General features: G+C 67.4%; 21 protein-coding genes. 11 read left to right on the top strand and 10 right to left on the bottom strand.

What is annotated here, in order from left to right:
- Nucleotides 1-21: 21 nt before the first annotated feature.
- Nucleotides 22-705 (bottom strand): 7-cyano-7-deazaguanine/7-aminomethyl-7-deazaguanine transporter, encoded by a 684-nt coding sequence (locus tag QLQ83_RS12760; protein ID WP_282735900.1) that lies wholly within the window; start codon nt 703-705, stop codon nt 22-24.
- Nucleotides 706-895: 190 nt separating this feature from the next.
- Nucleotides 896-2,806 (bottom strand): propionyl-CoA synthetase, encoded by a 1,911-nt coding sequence (locus QLQ83_RS12755; protein ID WP_282735899.1) that lies wholly within the window; start codon nt 2,804-2,806, stop codon nt 896-898.
- 334 nt (nt 2,807-3,140) lie between these two features.
- Between QLQ83_RS12755 and QLQ83_RS12750 the strand changes: the two genes are divergently transcribed.
- Nucleotides 3,141-3,470 carry an ArsR/SmtB family transcription factor gene (locus QLQ83_RS12750; RefSeq protein ID WP_282735898.1) on the top strand — a complete coding sequence of 110 codons (330 nt, stop codon included), beginning with the start codon at nt 3,141-3,143 and terminating at the stop codon, nt 3,468-3,470.
- A gap of 9 nt (nt 3,471-3,479) precedes the next feature.
- On the opposite strand, the gene sohB is transcribed toward QLQ83_RS12750, so the two are convergent.
- Nucleotides 3,480-4,520: a protease SohB gene (gene sohB, locus QLQ83_RS12745; protein WP_282735897.1), complete on the bottom strand. Its 1,041-nt coding sequence runs from the start codon at nt 4,518-4,520 to the stop codon at nt 3,480-3,482.
- A 130-nt stretch (nt 4,521-4,650) separates the two neighbouring features.
- On the opposite strand from sohB, the gene QLQ83_RS12740 reads away from it, so the two are divergent.
- Nucleotides 4,651-4,962 carry an SCP2 sterol-binding domain-containing protein gene (locus QLQ83_RS12740; protein WP_282735896.1) on the top strand — a complete coding sequence of 104 codons (312 nt, stop codon included), beginning with the start codon at nt 4,651-4,653 and terminating at the stop codon, nt 4,960-4,962.
- Between the two features lie 39 nt (nt 4,963-5,001).
- Here QLQ83_RS12740 and nudC read toward each other — a convergent pair whose 3' ends face one another.
- The 4 genes from nudC to QLQ83_RS12720 are packed head-to-tail and all read right to left on the bottom strand — an operon-like array spanning nt 5,002 to nt 7,810.
- On the bottom strand, nt 5,002-5,775 hold the full coding sequence (gene nudC / locus QLQ83_RS12735; protein WP_282735895.1) for an NAD(+) diphosphatase: 774 nt from the start codon (nt 5,773-5,775) through the stop codon (nt 5,002-5,004).
- Nucleotides 5,775-6,536, bottom strand: a complete 762-nt coding sequence (dnaQ, locus tag QLQ83_RS12730) for a DNA polymerase III subunit epsilon (RefSeq protein ID WP_282735894.1) — start codon at nt 6,534-6,536, stop codon at nt 5,775-5,777. The genes nudC and dnaQ overlap by 1 nt, the downstream gene beginning before the upstream one ends.
- 37 nt (nt 6,537-6,573) lie before the next feature.
- Nucleotides 6,574-7,044, bottom strand: a complete 471-nt coding sequence (gene rnhA / locus QLQ83_RS12725) for a ribonuclease HI (protein WP_282735893.1) — start codon at nt 7,042-7,044, stop codon at nt 6,574-6,576.
- The gene (locus QLQ83_RS12720; RefSeq protein ID WP_282735892.1) at nt 7,037-7,810 is read right to left on the bottom strand and encodes a methyltransferase domain-containing protein; all 774 of its coding nucleotides are present in this window, start codon (nt 7,808-7,810) and stop codon (nt 7,037-7,039) included. The genes rnhA and QLQ83_RS12720 overlap by 8 nt, the downstream gene beginning before the upstream one ends.
- A 96-nt stretch (nt 7,811-7,906) precedes the next feature.
- Here QLQ83_RS12720 and gloB point away from each other — a divergent pair, with 96 nt between their 5' ends.
- From gloB to QLQ83_RS12685, 7 genes are all read left to right on the top strand, one after another.
- Nucleotides 7,907-8,674, top strand: coding sequence for a hydroxyacylglutathione hydrolase (gene gloB, locus QLQ83_RS12715; RefSeq protein WP_282735891.1), 768 nt, complete (start codon nt 7,907-7,909; stop codon nt 8,672-8,674).
- Between the two features lie 73 nt (nt 8,675-8,747).
- On the top strand, nt 8,748-9,935 hold the full coding sequence (locus QLQ83_RS12710; protein WP_282735890.1) for a transglycosylase SLT domain-containing protein: 1,188 nt from the start codon (nt 8,748-8,750) through the stop codon (nt 9,933-9,935).
- A 42-nt stretch (nt 9,936-9,977) separates the two neighbouring features.
- The gene (locus tag QLQ83_RS12705) at nt 9,978-11,807 is read left to right on the top strand and encodes an extracellular solute-binding protein (protein ID WP_282735889.1); all 1,830 of its coding nucleotides are present in this window, start codon (nt 9,978-9,980) and stop codon (nt 11,805-11,807) included.
- A gap of 59 nt (nt 11,808-11,866) precedes the next feature.
- Entirely contained in the window at nt 11,867-12,940 is a 1,074-nt protein-coding gene (locus QLQ83_RS12700) for a microcin C ABC transporter permease YejB (RefSeq protein ID WP_282735888.1), read from the top strand.
- Nucleotides 12,941-12,944: 4 nt separating this feature from the next.
- Nucleotides 12,945-14,039 carry an ABC transporter permease gene (locus QLQ83_RS12695; RefSeq protein ID WP_282735887.1) on the top strand — a complete coding sequence of 365 codons (1,095 nt, stop codon included), beginning with the start codon at nt 12,945-12,947 and terminating at the stop codon, nt 14,037-14,039.
- Nucleotides 14,032-15,630, top strand: coding sequence for an ABC transporter ATP-binding protein (locus tag QLQ83_RS12690; protein ID WP_282735886.1), 1,599 nt, complete (start codon nt 14,032-14,034; stop codon nt 15,628-15,630). Before QLQ83_RS12695 ends, QLQ83_RS12690 begins: the two co-directional genes overlap by 8 nt.
- Before the next feature lie 254 nt (nt 15,631-15,884).
- Nucleotides 15,885-17,627: a sensor domain-containing diguanylate cyclase gene (locus tag QLQ83_RS12685; protein WP_282735885.1), complete on the top strand. Its 1,743-nt coding sequence runs from the start codon at nt 15,885-15,887 to the stop codon at nt 17,625-17,627.
- A gap of 55 nt (nt 17,628-17,682) precedes the next feature.
- Here the strand turns inward: QLQ83_RS12685 and QLQ83_RS12680 are convergent, their stop codons facing one another.
- Complete coding sequence (locus QLQ83_RS12680; protein ID WP_282735884.1) at nt 17,683-18,381, bottom strand: pseudouridine synthase; 699 nt, start codon at nt 18,379-18,381, stop codon at nt 17,683-17,685.
- Nucleotides 18,381-19,196 carry an amidohydrolase gene (locus tag QLQ83_RS12675; protein WP_282735883.1) on the bottom strand — a complete coding sequence of 272 codons (816 nt, stop codon included), beginning with the start codon at nt 19,194-19,196 and terminating at the stop codon, nt 18,381-18,383. The genes QLQ83_RS12680 and QLQ83_RS12675 overlap by 1 nt, the downstream gene beginning before the upstream one ends.
- Nucleotides 19,197-19,331: 135 nt before the next feature.
- Between QLQ83_RS12675 and rarD the strand changes: the two genes are divergently transcribed.
- Together rarD and QLQ83_RS12665 are read left to right on the top strand one after the other, a co-directional pair.
- Entirely contained in the window at nt 19,332-20,261 is a 930-nt protein-coding gene (gene rarD / locus QLQ83_RS12670; protein WP_282735882.1) for an EamA family transporter RarD, read from the top strand.
- 76 nt (nt 20,262-20,337) lie between these two features.
- Nucleotides 20,338-21,489, top strand: coding sequence for an NAD(P)/FAD-dependent oxidoreductase (locus tag QLQ83_RS12665; protein ID WP_282735881.1), 1,152 nt, complete (start codon nt 20,338-20,340; stop codon nt 21,487-21,489).
- 62 nt (nt 21,490-21,551) lie between these two features.
- On the opposite strand, the gene QLQ83_RS12660 is transcribed toward QLQ83_RS12665, so the two are convergent.
- Entirely contained in the window at nt 21,552-22,382 is an 831-nt protein-coding gene (locus tag QLQ83_RS12660; RefSeq protein WP_282735880.1) for a sterol desaturase family protein, read from the bottom strand.
- Nucleotides 22,383-22,387: the final 5 nt, after the last annotated feature.

Below are 22,387 nucleotides of genomic sequence, written 5' to 3'. Positions count from 1 at the left end.
TCAGTCTCCTCGGGTGGGGGGTCAGATTCGGGCCCGTGCCGCGCCAGGCATCAGGTCGGCGCTGCCCGTCACGGCCACCAGGCGACGACTGAGCCAGGCCAGCAGCACGCCGTAGAGAGGCAGGAAGAACGCCAGGCTGATACCGAGCTTGATCACGTAGTCGACCCAGGCGATCTCCGGCCAGTTGGCGGCCATGAAGGGGTCGGGGCTCTCGTGGAAGGCGATGGAGAAGAAGGCGAAGGTATCGGCCAGGTTGCCGAGCACCGTGGAGACCGTCGGGGCCACCCACCAGGCCTTGAGGGCGCGCAGGCGGTCGAAGACCTGCACGTCCAGCAACTGGCCCAGCACGTAGGCCATGAAGCTCGCCAGCGCGATCCGCGCGACGAAGAGGTTCCACTCGCCCAGCCCCTCGAGCCCCGCATAACCACCGCGCGGGAAGACGACCGAGACGACATAGGAGATCACCAGCGCCGGCAGCATGACCCTCAGCACGATGGCACGCGCCGGCTCCTTGCCGAACAGACGCACGGTGAGGTCGGTGGCCAGGAAGATGAAGGGGAAGCTGAAGGCGCCCCAGGTGGTATGGAACCCGAAAAGCGTGAAAGGCAGCTGGACCAGGTAGTTACTGGCGGCGATGACCAGGATATGGAAGGCAACCAGCAGCGTCAGGCAGCGCCGGTACTGGGCATCGGAAAGCACGAACATCAACGGCATCCTTTTTTGGGGAGGGGTGAGGGAACCCTCGTGGAACGGCAATCGCCCCGGGGCGGACAGGCCGGGCATTATACGGCCTGTCCCGGTGCCTGGCCATGGCTCGCCCTGCCGTGGAACGACGCCGCCGCCCGGGAGGGCGGCGGCGTCTTGCGGTCGAGACCAGGCGCTCTCGCGACTGACGTCAGACCTGGCGGGCCTCGTGGGCGGTACCCACCGAGCGCTCCTTCATGGCCTCGTGCACGTCCTGCAGGCTCGCCGGGTCATCGATGGTCGAGGGCACGCCGAACTCCTTGCCGTCGGCGATGTTGCGAAGCAGCTTGCGCAGGATCTTGCCGGAACGGGTCTTGGGCAGGCGGTCGACCACCAGTACCTGCTTGAAGCAGGCGATGGGCCCGATCTTCTCGCGCACCAGGGCGATCAGTTCCTCCTCGAGATCCGCCTCGCGGCCTTCGAAACCGTCCTTGGGGATCACCAGCCCTACCGGCAGCTGGCCCTTGAGGGCATCGTGGATGCCGATCACCGCGCATTCGGCCACGGCGGGATGGGCGCCGACGACCTCCTCCATCTCGCCGGTGGAGAGGCGGTGGCCGGCAATGTTGATGACATCATCGGTGCGCCCCATGATGAACAGGTAGCCATCCTCGTCGAAGTAGCCACCGTCACCGGTCAGGTAGTAGCCGGGGAAGGCCGCCATGTAGGCGCTGTGGAAGCGCTTCGGGTCCCCCCATACACCGGTCAGACAGCCAGGCGGCATCGGCTGCTTGATCACGACGCTGCCCTGCTCCATGGGAGCGACAGGCTCCCCCTCGCGATCCAGGACCTGGACGTTGAAACCGGGCACCGGCACCGTCGCGCTCCCCGCCTTGGTGGGCATCGGTTCCAGCCCCTGGAGGTTGGCGGCGATCGGCCAGCCGGTCTCGGTCTGCCACCAGTGGTCGATTACCGGCACGTCCATCAGGTCGTCCAGCCAGTGGAAGGTCGGGGGATCCAGGCGCTCGCCGGCCAGGAACAGTGCCTTGAGACAGGAGATGTCGTACTGGGCCATCAGCTTGGCGTCCGGGTCTTCCTTCTTCATGGCGCGAAAGGCCGTGGGCGCGGTGAAGAAACTCTTGACCCGGTACTCGCTGATCAGGCGCCAGAAGGCACCGGCATCCGGTGTCTTCACCGGCTTGCCCTCATAGACCACCGTGGTGCAGCCGCGCAGCAGCGGGGCATAGACGATGTAGGAATGGCCGACCACCCAGCCCACGTCGGAGGCCGAGAAGAAGACGTCGCCGGGGGCCACGTCGTAGATGGTGTCCATGGAATAGGTCAGCGCCACGGCATAGCCCCCGGTATCCCGCACGACCCCCTTGGGCTTGCCGGTGGTCCCGGAGGTATAGAGGACATACAACGGATCGCTGCCCTTGACAGCAACACAGTCGGCAGGCTCTGCCTTCTCGACCAGGGCCGCCCAGTCGTGGTCGATCGTTCCCAGTTCGGCCCGATGCTGCTCGCGCTGGAACACCACGCAAGCCTCGGGCTTGTAGCTGCTCTGCTCGATCGCCGCATCGATGATCGGCTTGTAGGGCAACACCCGGTCGACCTCGACGCCACAGGAGGCGGCGACGACCACCTTGGGCTCGGCATCCTCGATGCGTACGGCCAACTCGTGGGGGGCGAAGCCGCCGAACACCACCGAGTGCACGGCGCCCAGGCGCGCGCAGGCGTACATGGCCACCAGTGCCTCGGGCACCATGGGCATGTAGATCACGACCCGGTCGCCCTTCTCCACGCCCAGCGATCTCAGGGCCCCGGCGAACCGGGCCACCTGATCGCGCATCTCGGCGAAGGTGAGGGTCCGCTTGCTGTCGGTGACCGGGGAGTCCCAGAGGATGGCAGGCTGATCGCCACGCCCCTGATCGACATGATGGTCGAGGGCGGCATGGCAGAGGTTGAGCTCGCCATCCACGAACCAGCGGGCATGTCCCGCCTCGTCGTATTCGAGAATGGTCGTGGGCGGGGTGAACCAGGGAATGCGCCTGGCCTGCTCGGCCCAGAAGGCCTCGGGGTGGTCAATGGAGCGGCGGAACTCGTCTTGGTACATGCTCATCTGCATCCTGTCAGCAATCGAAGGGGGCGTTGATTGTTGACACTCTAGAGCAAGTTAACGGCCACAACCTCATACCATCGGCTAATCTTCGACAAAAGTGCAAGGTATAGCGGGCCCCATTGTCGACAACAAGGCGGGCAATACCCCGACGTCGGCATTGATCCAGCGTTGACTCGGCGACAGGCGCCAAGCTGGACTATTATTGAGGATAAGCTGTATCAGGATGTGCACGAGCAACAGACGCGACCCGCGCAAGGCGGGCTCATGGGAAGGCATTCAACAGCGCAGGCAATCGGCAATCGGGATGCCGGACCTGCCCGGCAGGGGACAGATCATGGGCAATACCAGCGGCGAAGCAGCACGTCTCCTGGAAGGCGGCTCAGCGGTCATCGACGAGGCCAGCGCCCTGCTCAAGGCAATGGCCAACGACAACCGTCTGCGGATACTCTGCCTGCTCGACGGCACCGAGCTGTCGGTGACCGAACTCAACCAGCGGCTCTCGCTCAGCCAGTCGGCGCTCTCCCAGCACCTGGCAATCCTGCGTCGCGAGAACCTGGTCAGCACCCGCCGGGAGTCCCAGACCATCTACTACTCCCTGCATGGCGAGCGTGCGAGAACCCTCATCGAGGCACTCGGCAGCCTGGAACTGGGCGGCAGAGCCTAGGCGACCCGATCAACGCTTCTGCCAGCGCCCGGCATCGAGCATCTCCAGTCCTCGCTCGATGCTCCGCTCGACGCCCCGCGAGACCGCCATGCCCAGACGGTCGCCGAGCTTGTGCTTCTGCTCCAGCTTCAGGCTGATCACCTGCGCCTGCTGCATGCGCTCGACCAGGTAGGCCTCGCTGGTTCCCAGGCCATCCACCAGACCCTTCGTCAGCGCATCGCTGCCGTACCAGATCTCGCCGGTGGCCACCGCCTCGATGTCGAGTCCCGGACGCCGCTCGGCCACATGGCGCTTGAAGAGCTCGTGGGTGGTCTCGAGGTCCTCGAGGAACTTCTCGCGGCCCTCCTCGGTATTCTCGCCGAAGATCGTGAGAGTGCGTTTGTAGCGCCCTGCCGTGAGCAGCTCCACGTCGATGTCGTGGCGCTTGAGCAGGCGATGCAGGTTGGGCAGCTGGGCGACCACGCCGATGGAGCCGATCACCGCGAAGGGGGCCGCTCGCAGCTGGTCGGCCGCGCAGGCCATCAGGTATCCGCCGCTGGCCGCGACCTTGTCGACACACACCGTGGTGGAGAGGCCCGCCTCGCGCAGGCGATCCAGCTCGGCGCCCGCCAGGCCGTAGCCATGCACGAGACCGCCGGCCGACTCCAGGCGTATCACGACCTCGTCCCCCTGGCCGGCCACCGCCAGCACCGCCGAGACCTCCTCGGCCAGCTGCCCGGTGCCACTGGCCTTGATGTCACCATGGAAATCGAGCACCCAGACCGTCGGCGAGGCCTCCCCTTCCCCCTTGCGACCGCGACGGTCATGTTCCTTGTCATCGCGGCGGAAGGCCTTGGCCAGCCGCTTGCGTGCGCCCGGCTGGCTGGCCGCCAGCTGCATCCGACGACGGCGGTAGCGGCGCGTACCGTTGAGCTCATCGAGCCGCAGGCGGGTGCGCTCCCCCGTCTCGCCCCTGACCCGCAGAAACACCGCCACCGCCAGGCCGCCGATCACCACCAGGGTCAACAGCTGCGCCACGAACATGCCGAATTCCGTCAGCCACTCGTTCACTGCCTTCTCCTTTCGCTCGCTGTCCCGACATCCTGCCCGGGGCCTTCCCGCCGGCACAAGGGCGCTTGAATCAAACAACCGTTTCAAATACGCTCTGACTTCGGACACCCTCCTGCGATCAAGGATCCCCATGTCAGACGCCATCATCGACAAGCTGAAGCGCCGCTTCGACGCCGAGGCCGCCAGCGGCATGCACGAAGTCTTCCAGTTCCACTTCACCGATGCCGGCGACCATTACCTGGTCGTGGACGACGGTACGCTGGAAGTCCACGAGGGCGAGCACGACGATCCCTCGGTCAGCCTGAGCATGCACAGCGAGACCCTCAAGGGGGTGATGAACGGCGAGATCAACGGCATGAACGCCTTCATGACCGGCAAGCTCAAGGCCACCGGCAACGTCATGCTGGCGACGCAGCTGACTAGCCTGTTCCCCGGCCACTGAGCCCCTGCTGGGCCGCCTTCCGCGGGCCGCCTCAGCCCTTCATTCCCGGGCCCCGACCTCCCTGAGGTGGGTCTCGATCAATGCCCGGGAGATGGAGTAGAGCGGCGGCAGCTGGGGCAGGCGCCGCGGGCTGAACCAGGCGGCATCGGCGATCTCGACGCCGTCGATGCGGATGCGCCGGCTGGCCGCCTCGGCGAAGAATCCCAGCATCAGCGAGTGGGGAAAGGGCCAGGCCTGGCTCCGGTAGTAGCTGACGCGCCCCACGCTGAGCCCTACCTCCTCGAAGATCTCACGACGCACGGCCTCCTCGGCCGATTCGCCGGGCTCGATGAACCCGGCCAGGGTCGAGTAGCGCCCAGGCGGAAAACGCGGACTGCGGGCCAGCAGCAGCGACTCGCCATGGGTGACCAGGGTGATGATGCAGGGCGAGATGCGCGGATAGTTGCGATGGCCGCACTGCTCGCAGTGCATGGCGAACTCGGCGCCGAGACGCCTCGCCGGCGCACCGCAGCGTCCGCAGAAGCGGTGGTTGTCGAGCCAGGCCGCCACCTGCAAAGCCGTGGAGACCAGCGGGAACCAGGATTCCGGCAGCCGGGCCAGCCAGGCCCGAGCGTCGAGCCAGTCATCCCCGGGCAGCGCCTCCATCGAGAGCGCCACCGGCTCCTCCTGCCACCAGCACAGCGGCTGCATCCGCTCATGCCAGGGCTGGAAGGCCTGCAGGGGGCCATCGTCGACCCCAGGCGCGATGCGCCCTCCGGCCAGGCGTATGACCCGCCCTGCCGTCTCCTCGCTGGGCAGTTCCCGCCGCAGCATCAGCGCGAGGCCTCGCCGCCGGGCAGGCCGGGGTGTGCATCCCAGCGACACTCGCCCGTCGCATCGCGGATACGGTCCAGCTTGGCCCGGTGTGCCGCCAGCTCCGCCTCGTCGGGTGGGACGACCCGCAGCTGCCCCGGCGAGAGGGACAACCGGCGGATGGCCATCCCCTGCTGCTCACCGGCACGTCCTTCCGATGTCGCCGAGGCGTCCAGGGAGAGCATGGTCTGCCCCCCGGTCATGGCCAGGTAGACATCGGCGAGGATCTCGGCATCGAGCAGGGCGCCGTGCAGGACCCGATGCCCGTTGTCGATCTCGTAGCGCTTGCACAGGGCATCCAGACTGTTGCGCTGGCCGGGATGCTTGTCCCGCGCCAGGGTCAAGGTATCGAGGATGCGGCAATGGTCGGCCACCGGGCCGAGCCGTGGCTCGCCGCGCCGTGCGTTGAGCATGCCGAACTCATGGTCGATGAAGCCCACGTCGAAGGGGGCGTTATGGATCACCAGCTCGGCCCCCTCGATGAAGGCCCAGAAGGCGTCGGCGATCTCGGCGAAGACCGGCTCCTCGGCCACACGCTCGTTGGTGATGCCGTGCACGCCCACGGCCTCGGCCTCGATATCCCGCTCGGGATTGATGTACTGGTGATAGCGGTTGCCGGTGAGGCGGCGGTTGACCATCTCCACCGCCCCGATCTCGATCAGGCGATGACCGTCACGGGGATCGATGCCGGTGGTCTCGGTATCCAGGATGATCTGACGCATGGGTGTCTCTCGTCGGCTCGCAGGGAAAGGCGAGGGGTCAGGCGCGGGCCCGGTGCTCATCGATGGCCTGGTTGGCCAGCTCGTCGGCCCGCTCGTTGCCGGGGTGGCCACTGTGTCCCTTGACCCAGTGCCACTCGATCTCGTGGCGATGCGTCTCCTCGTGGAGTTCACGCCACAGCTCGGCATTCTTGACCGGCTGGCGGGACGCGGTCTTCCAGCCGCGCTTGATCCAGTTATGGATCCACTCGGTGATGCCCTTGCGCAGGTACTCGGAGTCGGTCCACAACGCCACCCGGCAGGGACGCTTGAGCTCGCGCAGCGCCATGATCGCCGCCATGAGTTCCATGCGGTTGTTGGTGGTCACCGCCTCGAAGCCCTTGAGCGCCTTCTCGTGGTGCCCACTGACCAGCAGTGCCCCCCATCCGCCGGGACCGGGATTGCCGCGGCAGGCCCCATCGGTATAGATCGTCACTGTCTGTGGGGGCTCGGCGTGGCGTCTGTCAGTCACCCTTGCGGTTCCTTTCCGGTAGTGGCCCAAGCCGCGTGGCGTTGCCCAGCGCCGGCCCGGCCAGGGGGCGGGCCAGCTCGAAGCGCGAGCGCTGCGACTGGGCGAGCTGTGCCCGGCGGCGGGCATGAAGCATGTAGCTGTCGCCCAACGGCAGATTGTGGCGCCGCCCGAGGGTCTCCAGCATGGCATTGCGCGGCAGGCTGCCGGGCAGATGGAAGCCGCAATAGTCTACCCGCTCGATCTCGAAGTCGACAAACGCCAGCCAGTCGCCAAGCCGGCCGGGAGAGCGCCAGTGGCCTAGCCAGGGCATGCGACGTCGCTTGCCCGGCCAGGCCCGCGAGAGTCCACCGGCGCTCAGCGGGCACCAGCCGAAGATGATCAGATGCCCATTGTCGGCCGTGACGCGAGCCGCCTCCTGCAGCATGTGGTGCGGTTCGTCCACCACCTCCAGCAGATGGTGGACCACCACCAGGCTCAGGCTGTCATCGGGGAGGGGCAAGGCATCCGGCGGACACACCAGGGTCGACTCGTGATCGGCCATCTCGCGGCTCGGTGACCAGCCCAGGGCATGGGCGATCGGACAGATGTCACTGAGCACGGGGGCCATGCCCAGCTCCAGGCTGTGCCGCCCGACCAGGCGTTCGCAGACCGGTCCCAGGCAGGCGCGCTCGGCCCGCCACAGGGCCTGGCCCGCCGGCGACGCCCAGTAGCGCCTTCCCTCCCGGACCAGCCGCGCCAGGGCATGGGGATCCCGCGAATTTGACATAGTGCCGTTTTCCCTCCACAGTGCCGGGTTTTGTAAACCATATCGCAACGAATCTCGGTAGCGTCTGGCAACGCCTCCGTCAAGGACCCCGATCCCATGTTGAGCGTGACACCGATACCCGCCTTTAGCGACAACTATATCTGGCTGCTGCGCCAGGACACGAGCCAGGCAGTCTGCGTGGTGGATCCCGGCGATGCAACGCCGGTGATCAAGTGGCTGGAGCGCGAGGGACTGGAACTGGGTACCGTACTGATAACCCACCATCATCACGACCACACCGGGGGGCTGGCGGAGCTGATCAAGCGCTACTCGCCGCGGGTGATCGGCCCGGACAATCCCGAGATCGAAGGCATCGACGAGCGGGTCGGCGACGGCGACGAGGTGCGGGTGATGGGCAGGCTGTTCGAGGTGCTCGCCCTGCCCGGCCACACGCTGGATCATATCGGTTTCTTCACGCCAGGCATCCCGCCGCTGCTGTTCAGCGGCGACGTGCTGTTCAGTGCCGGTTGCGGCCGGCTCTTCGAAGGCACCCCGACGCAGATGCATGAATCACTGTCGCGCCTCGACTCCCTGCCGGAGGACACCCTGGTGTTCGCCGCCCACGAGTACACCATGGCCAACCTGGCGTTCGCCCGCGCCGCCGACCCGGACAATGCCGATATCGAGGCCGCCGAGGCGGAGTGCCAGCGGGCCCGCGAGCTAGACCGCCCCACCCTGCCCACCACCCTGGGCCGCGAACGCCGTATCAACCCCTTCCTGCGCTGCGCCTCGGCCGGCGTGCGCCAGGCCGCATCGGCGCATGGGGACACCGACAGTGACCTGACGACCTTCACCACGCTGCGCGCCTGGAAGGATGCCTTCTGAACTCGCCGCTGATGGATGACACGAGGCCTGCCCGTAGCGGCAGTCCCCCGCATGACCAGGAGATCACCTTTCGATGACTTACTACACGACACGTCGACGGATCCTGGGCTTCACCAGCTGTCTCGCGCTGATGGGTTCACTGATGGCCACCACTGGCAACAGCCAGGCCTCACCGACGCCCCAGCGCGCCTTCAAGGACGATTCGGCCAGCCATACGGCCCAACCCACCCCGCTTCCCTCGAACCAGACCTTCTGGGATGCCCTGGCCCTCGAGCCCAGGGATGCCTGGTCGCGCCTCGCCGAGGCCTTCCAGTGGCAAGGGGACATCGATCAGCCACGCGTGCAGCAATGGATCGATCACTACCGCCAGAGCCCCCACAACATCGTCGAGATCACCGAGCGCGCCAGGCCCTGGCTCGCCTGGATCACCGAACGGGTCGAGGAGCGCGGACTGCCCGGCGAGGTCGCCCTGATCCCCTTCATCGAGAGCTCCTTCGACCCCACCGCCCAGAGCCATCGCGGGGCGGCCGGTCTCTGGCAGTTCATGCCGGGCACCGGCCATGCCCTGGGACTTCGTCGCGGCGGCGGCTACGATGGCCGCCTGGATGTGGCGCGCTCCACCCATGCCGCCCTGGACTACATCGAGATGCAGGCCGAGCAGTGGTACGAGGGTGACATCGAGCTCTCCCTCGCGGCCTACAATGCCGGCGCCGGCACCGTGAACCGTGCTCGCAGCGCCGCGCTCTCCGGGGGTCAGGCCGGCACCTACTGGGACCTGGAGCTGCCGCGCGAGACCATGGCCTACGTCCCCAAACTGATCGCCATCTCGGCGATCATCGCCGAGCCGGAACGCTACAACGTCGAGCTGCCCCGGATCGAGGCCGCGCCGGCCGTGGCCGAGGTCCCGGTGACCCGGCCCATGGACATCGGCGAGGCGGCTCGCCTGGCGGGAGTCCCCCATGCGGCCCTGGCCGACCTCAATCCCGGCCTGCTCGGCAACCGGGCCGACCCCCGCCACGTCAAGCGGCTGCTGGTGCCCGCCGACAGCGCCGAGCGGCTGGTGGCCCGTCTCAGCGGGGGCCCAAGCCGTAGAGCGGCCGCCACCGACGGCGATGACGTCTACGTGGTCCGCCGCGGGGACAGCCTCTCGGCGATCGCCTCGCGCCATGCCGTGGCGCTGGCCGACCTGGCCCGCTGGAACGGCATCGAGCGGCGCGACGCTTTACAACCGGGGCAACAGCTGACACTTTCCGGTAGTTGATGTCAGGGGCCACGGCCCCGCCTGCTACAAGGAACCTGATCGATGCGACACGCTGCCCCTGGCCTGGGCCTGCTGCTGGGCACGCTGCTCGGCGGACCGGCCCTGGCGGCCGAGCCGGCCGACGTGCCGACCGTGCACGGCCTGGCCCTCTATGGTGACCCGCGCCTGCCCGCGGACTTCGCACACTTCCCCCATGCGGCCCCCGACGCACCGAAGGGGGGCAGCCTGGTGCGCTCGGCCATCGGCAGCTTCGATTCCACCAACCCCTTCATCATCCGCGGCACCCCGGCCACCGGCCTGACCGAGATCTACGACACCCTGCTGACCCAGAACCCCGACGAGCCCTTCTCGATGTATGGCCTGCTCGCCGATGGCGTGCGACTCGATCCAGAGCGACAGTGGATCGAATTCGACCTGCATCCCGAAGCACGCTTTCATGACGGCGAGCCGGTGACCGCCGAGGACGTGGTATTCAGCTTCGAGACCCTGACCGAGAAGGGCCAGCCCTTCTACGGCGCCTACTATGCCGACGTCATCGACGTACAGGCACTCGACGAGGACACTGTCCACTTCGACCTCGCCGACAGCGAATCGCGCGAGCTGCCGTTGATCATCGGCCAGTTGCCGATCCTGCCGGCGCACTTCTGGCAGGATCGTGATTTCGAGGCCACCACCCGCGACGCCCTGCTCGGCTCCGGCCCCTACCGCATCGGCGAGGTGGAGCCGGGACGGCGCATCGTCTTTGAGCGCGTCGACGACTACTGGGCGCGGGACCTCCCGGTGAACCGGGGCCGCCACAACGTCGATCGACTGGTCTACGACTACTACCGCGACCAGACGGTAGCCCTCGAGGCGTTCAAGGCCGGCAACCTCGACATGCGTATCGAGACCAGCGCCCGAAACTGGGCCACCGCCTACGACTTCCCGGCCCTGGAAGAGGGGTTCGTCAAGCGGCTCGAAGTACCGGACGGCCAGCCCGCGGGCATGCAGGCCTATGTGATGAACCTGCGGCGCGACAAATTCCAGGACGTCCGCGTCCGCGAGGCCCTCAACCTGGCCTTCGACTTCGAGTGGCTCAACCGCAACCTCTTCTACGGCGCCTACCAACGCACCGAGAGCTACTTCGCCAACTCCGAGATGGCGGCCGAAGGCCTGCCGAGCGAGGCCGAGCTGGCCCTGCTCGAACCGCACCGAGAGGCCTTGCCCGAGCGGGTCTTCGATGAGCCCCTGCCTATCGAGCACCCTGAGGAGATGCGTCCACGGCTCGCCAGGGCGCTCGAGCTGCTCAACCAGGCCGGCTATGTGGTCCGCGACGGCGTCATGACCCACCTCGACTCCGGCGCACCGCTGACGCTGGAGGTGCTGCTTTTCGATAGCCAGTTCGAGCGGGTCGTGCAGCCGCTGCTTCAGAACCTGGCCAAGCTGGGCATCGAGGGCGATATCCGCATCGTCGACGTCAACCAGTACCTCAACCGCCTCCGCGGCTTCGACTTCGATATCATCGTCGGCAGCTTCCCCCAGTCGGCCAACCCCGGCAACGAGCAGCGTGATTTCTGGACCAGCGAATACGCCGAGGTTCCCCAGAGCCGCAACCTGATCGGGCTCAGTGACCCGGTGATCGACGAGTTGGTCGACACCCTGATCGCCGCCGACTCCCGAGAGGCGCTGGACACGGCCGCCAGGGCGCTGGATCGGGTACTGCGCTGGGGCTTCTACGTCATTCCCCAGTGGCACCTGGGCCAGACGCGGATCGCCCTGTGGGACAAGTTCGGCTGGCAGGAACCCTTCCCCGAGTACAACCTGGACCTGGCCGCCTGGTGGGTGGACCCCGAGCGCGGCGCCGAGATCGAGAGCCGCCAGCGCAACCGCTGAAGGTGCATGACCGGCGCCCGGCCCGCCGGCTGCCGTCACCCGTGGAGTAAGGATACGCCGTGGCCCGCTATGTACTGCGCCGCCTGCTGTTGATGATCCCCACCCTGCTGGGGATCATGCTGCTCAACTTCATCATCGTCCAGGCTGCACCGGGCGGTCCCATCGACCAGGTGCTGGCCCGTTTCGAGGGCCTCTCCAGCCAGGCCAGCACCCGTATGGAAGGGGGGGGCGGGGACGTCGCGTCGGGCGGTGAGTCGCGAGGCGCCCGGGGCATCCCCCCCGCCTTCATCGAGAAGCTCGAGGCCCAGTTCGGGTTCGACCAGCCCGCCCACGAGCGCTTCCTCGGCATGATTGCCGACTATGCCACCTTCGATTTCGGCGAGAGCTTCTTCCGTGACGAGCAGGTCACCACCCTGATGCTCGAGCGGCTTCCCGTGTCGATTTCGCTGGGGCTCTGGACCACGCTGGTGGTCTATCTGGTATCGATCCCGCTGGGCATTCGCAAGGCCCTGCGACATGGCTCACGCTTCGACGTCTGGAGCTCGGGACTGGTGATCGTCGGTTACGCCATCCCCGGCTTCCTGTTCGCCATCCTGCTGATCGTGCTGTTCGCCGGCGGCAGCTACTGGGACCTGTTCCCACTGCGTGGCCTCACCTCACCGGACTTCGACGAGCTCTCCGCCTGGGGCAAGGTCAAGGACTACCTCTGGCACATCACCCTGCCGGTGATCGCCTCGGCGATCGGCAGCTTCGCGACCCTGACCATGCTGACCAAGAACAGCTTTCTCGACGAGGTCCACAAGCAGTATGTGCTCACCGCCCGTGCCAAGGGAGCCAGCGACCGACGAGTGCTCTACGGCCACGTCTTCCGCAACGCCATGCTGATCATCATCGCCGGGCTGCCGGCCGCCCTGGTCGGCATCTTCTTTACCGGGTCGCTGCTGATCGAGGTGATCTTCTCGCTCAACGGCCTGGGCCTGCTGGGCTTCGAAGCCGTGATGCAGCGCGACTACCCGGTGATCTTCGGGACCCTCTACCTCTACACCCTGATCGGACTGGTCCTGAAGCTGATCTCCGACCTGACCTATGTGTGGGTGGACCCGCGCATCGACTTCGAGACACGGGAGTCCTGAACCGATGTCACTGCTCTCGCGCGACCTCTCCCCCATCACCCGCCGCCGCCTGGCGGTCTTCCGCGACAACCGCCGGGCCCGGTTCTCGCTGTGGATCTTCGCGGCCCTCTTCGTGGTCAGCCTGGTGGCCGAGCTGATCGCCAACGACCGGCCCATCGTCATGCAGTACCAGGGACAATGGTACGTGCCTGTCCTGGTGGACTATCCCGATACCGAGTTCGGGGGGTTCCTGCCGAGCCCTGCGGACTACCACGACCCCTTCGTGCGCGACGAGATCATGGCCAACGGCTGGATGCTCTGGCCACCGATCCCCTTCTCCTACGAGACCCTGGACAAGGAACTGGACCACCCGGCGCCGTCACCGCCCACCACCCGGCACTGGCTAGGCACCGACGACCAGGGCCGCGACGTCCTGGCGAGGGTGATCTACGGCTTCCGCCTCTCGGTGATCTTCGCCCTGGTGCTCACCGCGGGATCGCTGGTGCTGGGAGTCCTGGCCGGCGGCATCCAGGGCTACTTCGGCGGCAAGGTGGACCTGATCGGCCAGCGTTTCACCGAGATCTGGTCGGGACTGCCGATGCTCTTCCTGCTGATCATCCTGGCGAGCCTGGTGGAACCCAACCTCTGGTGGCTGCTGGGCATCATGCTGCTGTTCTCCTGGCTGGGTCTGGTCGACGTGGTGCGCGCCGAGTTCCTGCGCGCCCGGAATCTCGAGTATGTCCGTGCCGCTCGAGCCATGGGCCTGCCGTCGCGGCTGATCATGTGGCGCCATGTCCTGCCCAATGCCATGGTGGCGACCCTGACCTTCATCCCCTTCCTGTTCACCGGCGCCATTACCACCCTCACCGCCCTGGACTTCCTCGGCTTCGGCCTGCCACCGGGCTCGCCGTCCCTGGGCGAGCTGGTCGCCCAGGGCAAGAACAACCTGCAGGCCCCATGGCTGGGCATCACCGCCTTCGTCACCCTCTCGGTGATGCTCTCGCTGCTGGTGTTCATCGGCGAGGGGCTTCGCGACGCCTTCGACCCCCGCCATATCCAGCATGCCGCCAGCCCTTCCCCGGCACCGAGCGAACCCCCGAGGAGCGGGCAAGATGCGTGAGCCCATGACCACCCCCCTGCTGCAGCTGCACGACCTGACCATCGCCTTCGATGAGGTCACTGTGGTCGACCGACTGTCGCTGACCGTCAACCGTGGCGAGACCCTCGCCCTGGTCGGCGAATCCGGCTCCGGCAAGTCGGTCTCGGCACTCGGCGCCATGAACCTGCTGCCCCCCAATGCGCGGGTCGAAGGCGGGCGCCAACTGGCTGATACGGATCTCGCCACCCTGTCCGACCGGGGCTGGCGAGGGCTGCGTGGTAGCCGGGTGGGCTTCGTCTTCCAGGAACCCATGACCTCGCTCAACCCGCTGCACCCCATCGGCAAGCAGATCGGCGAGACCCTGCGCCTGCACCAGGGACTCACGGGCAGGGCCGCCCGGGCGCGCACCCGGGAACTGCTGGAACAGGTCAAGCTGCCGCGCGCCGACGAACTGCTGGATGCCTGGCCGCACCAGATCTCCGGCGGCCAGCGCCAGCGGGTGATGATCGCCATGGCCATTGCCAATGGACCCGAGCTGCTGATCGCCGACGAGCCCACCACCGCGCTTGACGTCACCGTGCAGCAGGAAATCCTCGCCCTGCTTGCCGAACTGCGCGATGCCCACGGGATGGGCATGCTCTTCATCACCCACGACCTCAACCTGGTGCGCCGACATGCCGACAGGATCTGCGTGCTGCATGCCGGCCGTGAGCAGGAGACCGGCCCAGTGGCCGAGGTCTTCACCCAGCCCCGCAGTGACTACACCCGGCAACTGCTGGAGGCAGAGCCTTCGGGCCGCCCGGCGCCCGTCGCGCGAGTCGCCCCGCTGCTGAGCGCCCGGGGGGTCGGGGTCCGCTTCCCTCGCCCGACACGGCTGTTCGCCCGACGCCCGCCCCCGTTTGAGGCGGTCAAGCCGCTGGACCTGCACGTGGCGCCCGGCGAGACCCTGGGCATCGTCGGCGAATCCGGTTCGGGCAAGACCACCCTGGCTCATGCGCTGCTGCGCCTGGGCCAGGGCAGCGGCGAGATCGACTTCGACGGCATACGGCTCGACCAGCTGACCGGCAACGCCCTGCGACGCCAACGCCGCAGCCTTCAGGTGGTGTTCCAGGACCCCTATGGCTCGCTTTCGCCACGACTGCCGGTCTTCGATATCGTCAGCGAAGGATTGCGCTTCCATCACCCGGAACTCGCCATCGCCGAGGTCGACCGCCGCGTGCGTGCCACCCTACGCGAGGTGGGCCTGCCCGAGGAGTGCGCCTCCCGCTACCCCCACGAGTTCTCCGGCGGCCAGCGACAACGCATCGCCGTGGCCCGGGCGATCATCCTCGAGCCACGGCTGGTGGTCCTCGACGAACCCACCTCGGCCCTGGACCGCAGCGTGCAGAAGCAGCTTGTGGAGCTGCTGCGTGACCTCCAGACCCGCCGTCGGCTCAGCTATCTGTTCATCAGTCATGACCTGGCGGTGGTGCGGGCCATGGCCCACCGAGTGCTGGTCCTCAAGGACGGCGAGGTGATGGAACAGGGCGACTGCCTGCAGGTCCTCGAGAACCCCGCCAGCGACTACACACGGGCCCTGGTGGCGGCCGCCGGGCTTGCCCCGCGCGAGTGAGCCGATCAGCAAACAGTCCCAATGGCTGGGCAACGTTGCCGCATGCATACAGCGGGAGGCTTGTTCGTCTTGCCACTCTCGCTCATGAGTCCGTATTCAGGGGGCTTCTACTGCCAGCCACATAGATAGATAACGGTATAATAACGTCTCGTCCAGAATGTCTTGCGACCTGCAGCGGGGCGTTGACAAAGGAGACATCCGCCACGGGTTACGCTGGGTTACACTGTCGATCTGATCCGAGGCCTCAGGACGCCATGCGTACACTCTTCTTCTCCCTGCTCGGGACCCTGTTGCTGGCGTTGCTGATGGCCGCGCCCGTCTTCGCCGGCCCCGCCCCGCTGGACCTCGACAAGGGCTGGGAATATCGCTGGGGGGACTCTCCCTTCCGGGCCGACGGCACCCCGGCCTGGGTCGACGACCCGGCCTCGCAGGGCGAGTGGCAGCCGATCGCCTTCCCGTCCAACCCTCCGGGCCGTGGAGGCAGCAAGCACGCCTGGTTTCGCATCACCCTACCCGAGGGCGAGTGGCGCGACCCGGTGCTCTACATCTACAGCGTCGACCTGATCACCCAGGCCTGGCTGGAAGACGAGCTGATCTACCAGTACGGGCACTTCGATGCCCGCGGGGAGGGACGCTTCGAGGGCTGGCCCTGGCACATGATCAGCCTGCCCGAGGACTTCGCGGGCAAGACCCTCTACTTCCGGGTCTTCTCCGACTACACCGACATCGGCCTGTGGGGCGAGGTCAAGCTGATGGACCGCCTCGACCTGCTGCACTACATCCTCGAGCGTTCGGCCGGGGACCTGGTCATCAGCACCTTCCTGCTGCTGCTCGCCCTGCTCGCCTTCATCTTCGCCCTCGTACAGGCCAACCGGCGAAGCTTCTTCGGCATCGGGCTGTTCGCCCTCGGGGCGGGCAGCATGCTGCTGGCCGAGACGCAGGCCAGCCAGCTGCTGCTGGAGGTCCCGCTGCTTTGGGACACCCTGGCTGCTATCGGCTACTACACCCTGCCGGTGGCCATGGGGCTGATGCTGGAGCACTGGTTCGCCGAGCAACGCCCGACGCTGCTGAGGCGCATCTGGCAGCTCCACCTGGGCTACCTGGTGATGGCGCCAGGACTGGCGCTGGCCGGGGTCATCGACCTCTCCAGCACCTTCCCGCCCTTCGATGCCCTGCTGCTGGTCACCCTGCTGGTGATGTTCACGACCATCGTCGTACACCTGGGCGCCCTCAACGCCGAGCAGAAGCTGATCATCGCCAGCTACGGGCTCTTCGCCCTGCTGCTGCTGGTTGACATGGCCGTGGCCCATGGGCTGCTGCCCTGGCGCCGTGTTCCGGTTAGCGTCGCCGCGCTGGGCTTCGCGCTGGCCATCGTGATGATCTCGCTATGGCACTACCGGCATACCCAGCGCGAACTGCGCCGGCTCAACCTCTCCCTCGAGAAGCAGGTCGCCGAGCGTACGCGGGCACTGGAGCAGATGGTCGAGAAGCTGCAGGCCTACTCCTACCAGGACGCCCTGACCGGGTTGCACAACCGCCGCTACTTCGACGAGCTGCTCGAGCACGAGGCGGCCGTCGCACGCCGACACGACGCGCCGCTGACCCTGGCGATGATCGATATCGACCACTTCAAGCAGTTCAACGACCGCGAGGGGCACGAGGCGGGGGATACGGTGCTGGTCGGCGTAGGACGAGTACTGACCCACCACTTCCGTGATGCCGACGTGGTCTGCCGTATGGGCGGCGAGGAGTTCGTCATCATCATGCCGGGGGCCAGCGCGGCCATCGCCGAGGCGCGCCTCGCCGAGCTGCTGGAGGTGCTGAGCCGGACGCGTTTCCGTCACCGTGACAGGGTGCTCGGGCCCCTGTCGATCTCCTGCGGCATCGCCACCTACCCCGAGCATGCCGGCGACCCGCTGACGCTGATCGGGCTCGCCGACAAGGCGCTGTACTCGGCCAAGCACCGCGGACGGGCGAGAATCGAGACCTACGCCTGACGCCGCCTGCACCAAGGGGCCGAGGCGAGCGAAGACTCATGGCACCGCACCGGCCTCAGAACAGCCCCACCTCATCCTCGGTGAGTTCGCGCCACTCGCCGGCACTCAGCTCACCGAGTGACAGCGGCCCGATCGACTCGCGATGCAGGGCCACCACGTGGTGGCCGATGGCCGCGAACATCCGCTTGACCTGATGGTACTTGCCCTCGAACAGGGTCAGCTCGGCAACGCACGGTGAGCGCATGGCCAGTTCAGCGGGACGGGTCGGCTTCTCTTCCCCGTCGAGCAGCACCCCCGCGGCGAAACGGGCCACGGCGTTGTCCAGCGCCTCCCCGTCCAGCGGCTCGGCCAACGTGACCTCGTAGACCTTGCCACAGCGGCGCTTCGGCGAGGTGACTCGATGGGACCACTGGCCGTCGTCGGTAAGCAGGACGAGGCCCGTGGTGTCGACGTCCAGCCGGCCCACCGTCTGCAGACGCTCCACATGGGGCAGGTCGACCAGCTCGCGGACCAGCGGGTAGAGGCCGCGACGGGCGCTGCATTCGACTCCCTCGGGCTTGTGCAGCATCACGTAGCGCAGGCCGACCAGGGCCAGGCGCTCGCCGTTCCAGGTGACACGGGTGTGCTCGTCGACCTGGGTGGCGGGGTTCTTGATTACCTCGCCGTCCACCTGGACCTCCTCGCGGTGCAGGGCCTTCTTGGCCAGGCTGCGCGTCAGGTCGGTGGTCTCGCAGAGGAAACGGTCCAGGCGCATCAGTAGCCCACCCCGTCGGCGAGGCCGAAGTGGTCGGCATCACGCCAGGCGGGAAACTTCTCGCGGAAGCCGTGCAATTCCTCGAGCGAGAGGCTACCGGTCTTCAGGAAGGGGGTGTCACGAGGCTCGTCGATCAGCGCCTCGCCCTTGGCATCGACCAGCATGGAATCGCCGGCATAGGCGAGTCCCTTGGCATCCTCGCCGACCCGATTGACGCCGATCACCGGGCAGAGGTTCTCGATGGCCCGGGCCTGCAGCAGCACCCGCCAGGGGTGGCGGCGCGGCGCCGGCCAGTTGGCCACGCAGAGCAGGGCGTCATACTCGAAGTGCTCGTCGGGCCCGGGCTGCTGGCGCAGCCAGACGGGGAAGCGCAGGTCGTAGCAGACGCTGAGCAGGATGCGGAATCCCTTGAGCTCGACGATCACCCGCTCGTGGCCCATGGCGTAGCGCTCGTGCTCCCCGGCCATGCGAAACAGGTGACGCTTGTCGTAGGTGACCAGGCTGCCGTCCGGACGCGCCCAGACCAGGCGATTGAAGTAGTCGCCGTTCTCCACCACGGCCACACTGCCGGTGACCACGCAGCCGCGGCGGGCCGCCTGGTCCTTGAGCCAGGCCACGGTACGGCTCTCGGCCATGGGCTCGGCCATCTCCCGGGAATTCATGGTAAAGCCGGTGGCGAACATCTCCGGCAGCACGATCAGGTCGGTGTCGTCGGCGCCGAGCCCGCCCAGGGTCTCCTCGAGCATCCGGCAGTTGGCATCGGGGTCTTCCCAGCGCAGGTCGCACTGCACCAGGGTGGTTCTCAGTTCGCTCATGCGGGAACTCCCGTCCAGGTAATAGGCCCGTCACAGCCTACCCCAGGAGCCCCGTCATCGTCAGCCGCCACACGAGACCCATGGCGGCACGGCCAATAGCCTGCTAAGGTCTACGCGTTTCGATTCGAGGCCTTCATGTCCAGCCATTCCACCTCTGCCCCGCACCAGGAAACCGGCAAGGGCGTCGCCTTCGGCCTGACCGCCTATGTGGCCTGGGGCTGCTTCCCGCTGTTCTTCGCCCTTTTCCAGGGCGTTCCCGCCTTCGAGATACTGGTTCATAGGGTGATCTGGTCCTGTGTCTTCCTGGTCGGGCTGGTCACCCTGCTCGGCCGCTGGGCCCCCATCCGCCGGGCCATTGCCGAGCCCAGGCGCCTCGGTCGGGTGCTGGGTTGCGCCCTGCTCATCGCCCTGAACTGGGGGCTCTACATCTATTCGGTGGAGACCCGGCATGTGCTCCAGGCGAGCCTGGGCTACTTCATGACGCCGCTGGTCAACGTGGGGCTAGGCATGCTGGTGCTGCGCGAGCGCATGGCGCGCCTGCAGGGCGTGGCGGTGGGACTCGCGGGACTGGCCATCGCGATCCAACTGGTGATGCTGGGCGAGCTGCCCTGGATCAGCCTGGCCCTGGCCTTCTCCTTCGGTACCTATGGCCTGCTGCGCAAGCAGGTGCCACTGGACGGGCTGTCGGGACTCTTCGTCGAGACCCTGCTGCTCCTGCCCCTGGCCCTGATGGCGCTGGGCTGGCTCACCCAGGCCGGGCTCTCCCACTTCCTCGGGGATGGCCGTACCACCGGCCTGCTGGTGGCCAGCGGCGTGATCACTGCCCTACCCCTGCTGGCCTTCGCCGGGGCCGCGCGGCGGCTGCGTCTGGCCACCCTGGGCTTCCTGATGTACCTCAACCCGACCATCCAGTTCGTCATCGCCCTGCTGGTGTTCCATGAGCCCCTGGCACCCGTGCAACTGGCCACCTTCATGCTGATCTGGACAGGACTGGCCCTCTACTCCTGGTCGGCCTGGCAGTCACGCCCCCGGGAGGCGAGCGCACCGGCCACCTCGTCGCGTTGACACGCCCCGTTCGCTGCGGCCTGTCAATCCGGGCGCCCGTGTCGCCTGTCCTGCGCCTTTCCGCTACCATCGCCGGATGGATCCCACACCTCCTCGCGCCGGACGACCCCGCCTGCTGCTGGTCGGTGCCGGGCACGCCCACCTGCACCTGATCCGACATCGCCACCGCCTCGAGGCCGCCGATGTCACCCTCGTCGACCCCGGGAGCTTCTGGTACTCGGGACGGGCCACCGGTATGCTCGGGGCCCACCACACCGCCGCCGAGGATCGCCTGGACCCGACCCGCCTGGCGGCCCCCTTTGGCGTGCAAGCCCTGCGGGGTCGCCTCGCTCACCTCGACCCGGAGGCACGGATTGCCCGGCTGGATGACGGTCGCGAGCTCGACTTCTCGCTGCTCTCGCTGAACCTGGGGTCGCGCACGCCCTGCCCCGCCAGGCGCACGCCGGGACCGCTTGTCTGGGCCGTCAAGCCGATCCCGCGGCTGCTCGCCCTGCGCCACTGCCTGGAACAGGAATTCTCCCGTGGCCTCACCCCCCGGCTGGTCGTCGTCGGGGGTGGCCCGAGCGGGGTGGAGGTAGCCTGTCAGTTGCGCGAACTGGCCAGGCGCCATGCCGCCCGCCCCGAGATCCTGCTGGTGACCCGCGGCGAGCGGTTACTCGAAGGCGCCCCCGCAGGGGCCGTGCGCTGGCTGATGCGCCAGCTCGAGCGTCGCGAGATCCGGGTCCGGTTCGGCCTCAACGTCACCGGCCATGCCGCCGGCGGGGTGACCTTCGCCACCGAGACCAACGCCTGGGGCGAGGACAGCCTGCAATGGTTGGCGGCCGACCATGTCGTGCATGCCTCGGGGCTGGCCCCGCCCGAGGTGGTCGAACGACTGGGCCTGCCACTGATTCCCGGACGTGGCCTGGCCGTGGAAGCCACCCTGCAGAGCCCCGGCCATCCCGACATCTTCGCCGCCGGCGACTGTGCGGCCATGCTGCACCACGAGCTGCCGCGCCTGCGCATCCACGGCATCCGCCAGGCCCCGGTGCTGCTCGACAACCTGGCGGCACGCCTGGCCGGTGGCCCCCTGACCCCCTACGTTCCCCAGCGGCTGGCCCTGGCGATCCTCGACCTGGGCGCCGGCCAGGGACTCGCCATCCGCGGCCGCCGCTGGTGGGGCGGGCGCCTGGCCCTGGCCTGGAAGCGACGACTGGACCGCCGCTTCCTTCGCCAGTTCCGGACATGACAATGGGGTGGAATCTGTAGGCAGAGGGTCGACGGGGACCCGCCCGAATCGGTCGCCTTACGTCAAGACCGGGGCGGCTTCCCATGCGGTCGCGCCTTCATGAAGGGCTGGATCAGCATGCGGTCCAGCCGGAGATCGCGCGCCTCCCTGAAGGCCTCGATGCCGATCGTCATGCCGAGGTGGCCAGCGGCTGGCTGGTCCCGGTAGGTGGCGAAGAGCCGATCCCACCACGGCAGGTTGAAGCCGAAGTTGCTGTCCGTTTCCTCACGAACGATGGAGTGGTGGACACGATGCATGTCGGGTGTCACCACGAGAAGGCGCAGCCAGCGGTCGATCCTGGCGGGCAGGCGGACATTGCCATGGTTGAACATCGAGGTGGCATTGAGCAGGACTTCGAAGAGCACTACCGCCACCGCCGGTGCCCCCAGCACGGTCACCACGGCGAGCTTGACGCCCATCGACAGCAGGATCTCCAGGGGATGGAAGCGCAGGCCGGTGGTCACGTCGAACTCCAGGTCCGCGTGATGCATGCGATGAAGGCGCCATAGCCAGGGAACGGCATGGAATAGCCGGTGCTGGAAGTAGATGGCCAGATCCAGCACGACGACTGACGCCACTATCGCCAGCCATCCCGGTACTACCACCAGGTTGAAGAGGCCCCGGCCCTGTTCGGCAGCGACCAGGGCAGCGCCGACGGCGGCAAGGGGAAACACCAGGCGAACCGCCAGCGTATCCAGGACTACGATCAGGAGGTTGCCTGGCCAGCGCCTGGCGCGACCTATCCGTTGGGGACGCCGCCTGGCGACGACCTCCCAGACGGCCATCACCAGCAGGATAGTAATGAAGACGGCGCCCCGAACCACCGGTTCATGGGTCAAGAGCAGGTCACTCATGGCCT

The sequence above is a fragment of the Halomonas rhizosphaerae genome (assembly GCF_030010555.1).
GTDB lineage: Bacteria > Pseudomonadota > Gammaproteobacteria > Pseudomonadales > Halomonadaceae > Halomonas > Halomonas rhizosphaerae.
Note: the sequence above shows the minus strand (reverse complement) of the source record. Positions and strands in the feature narration are given on the sequence as shown.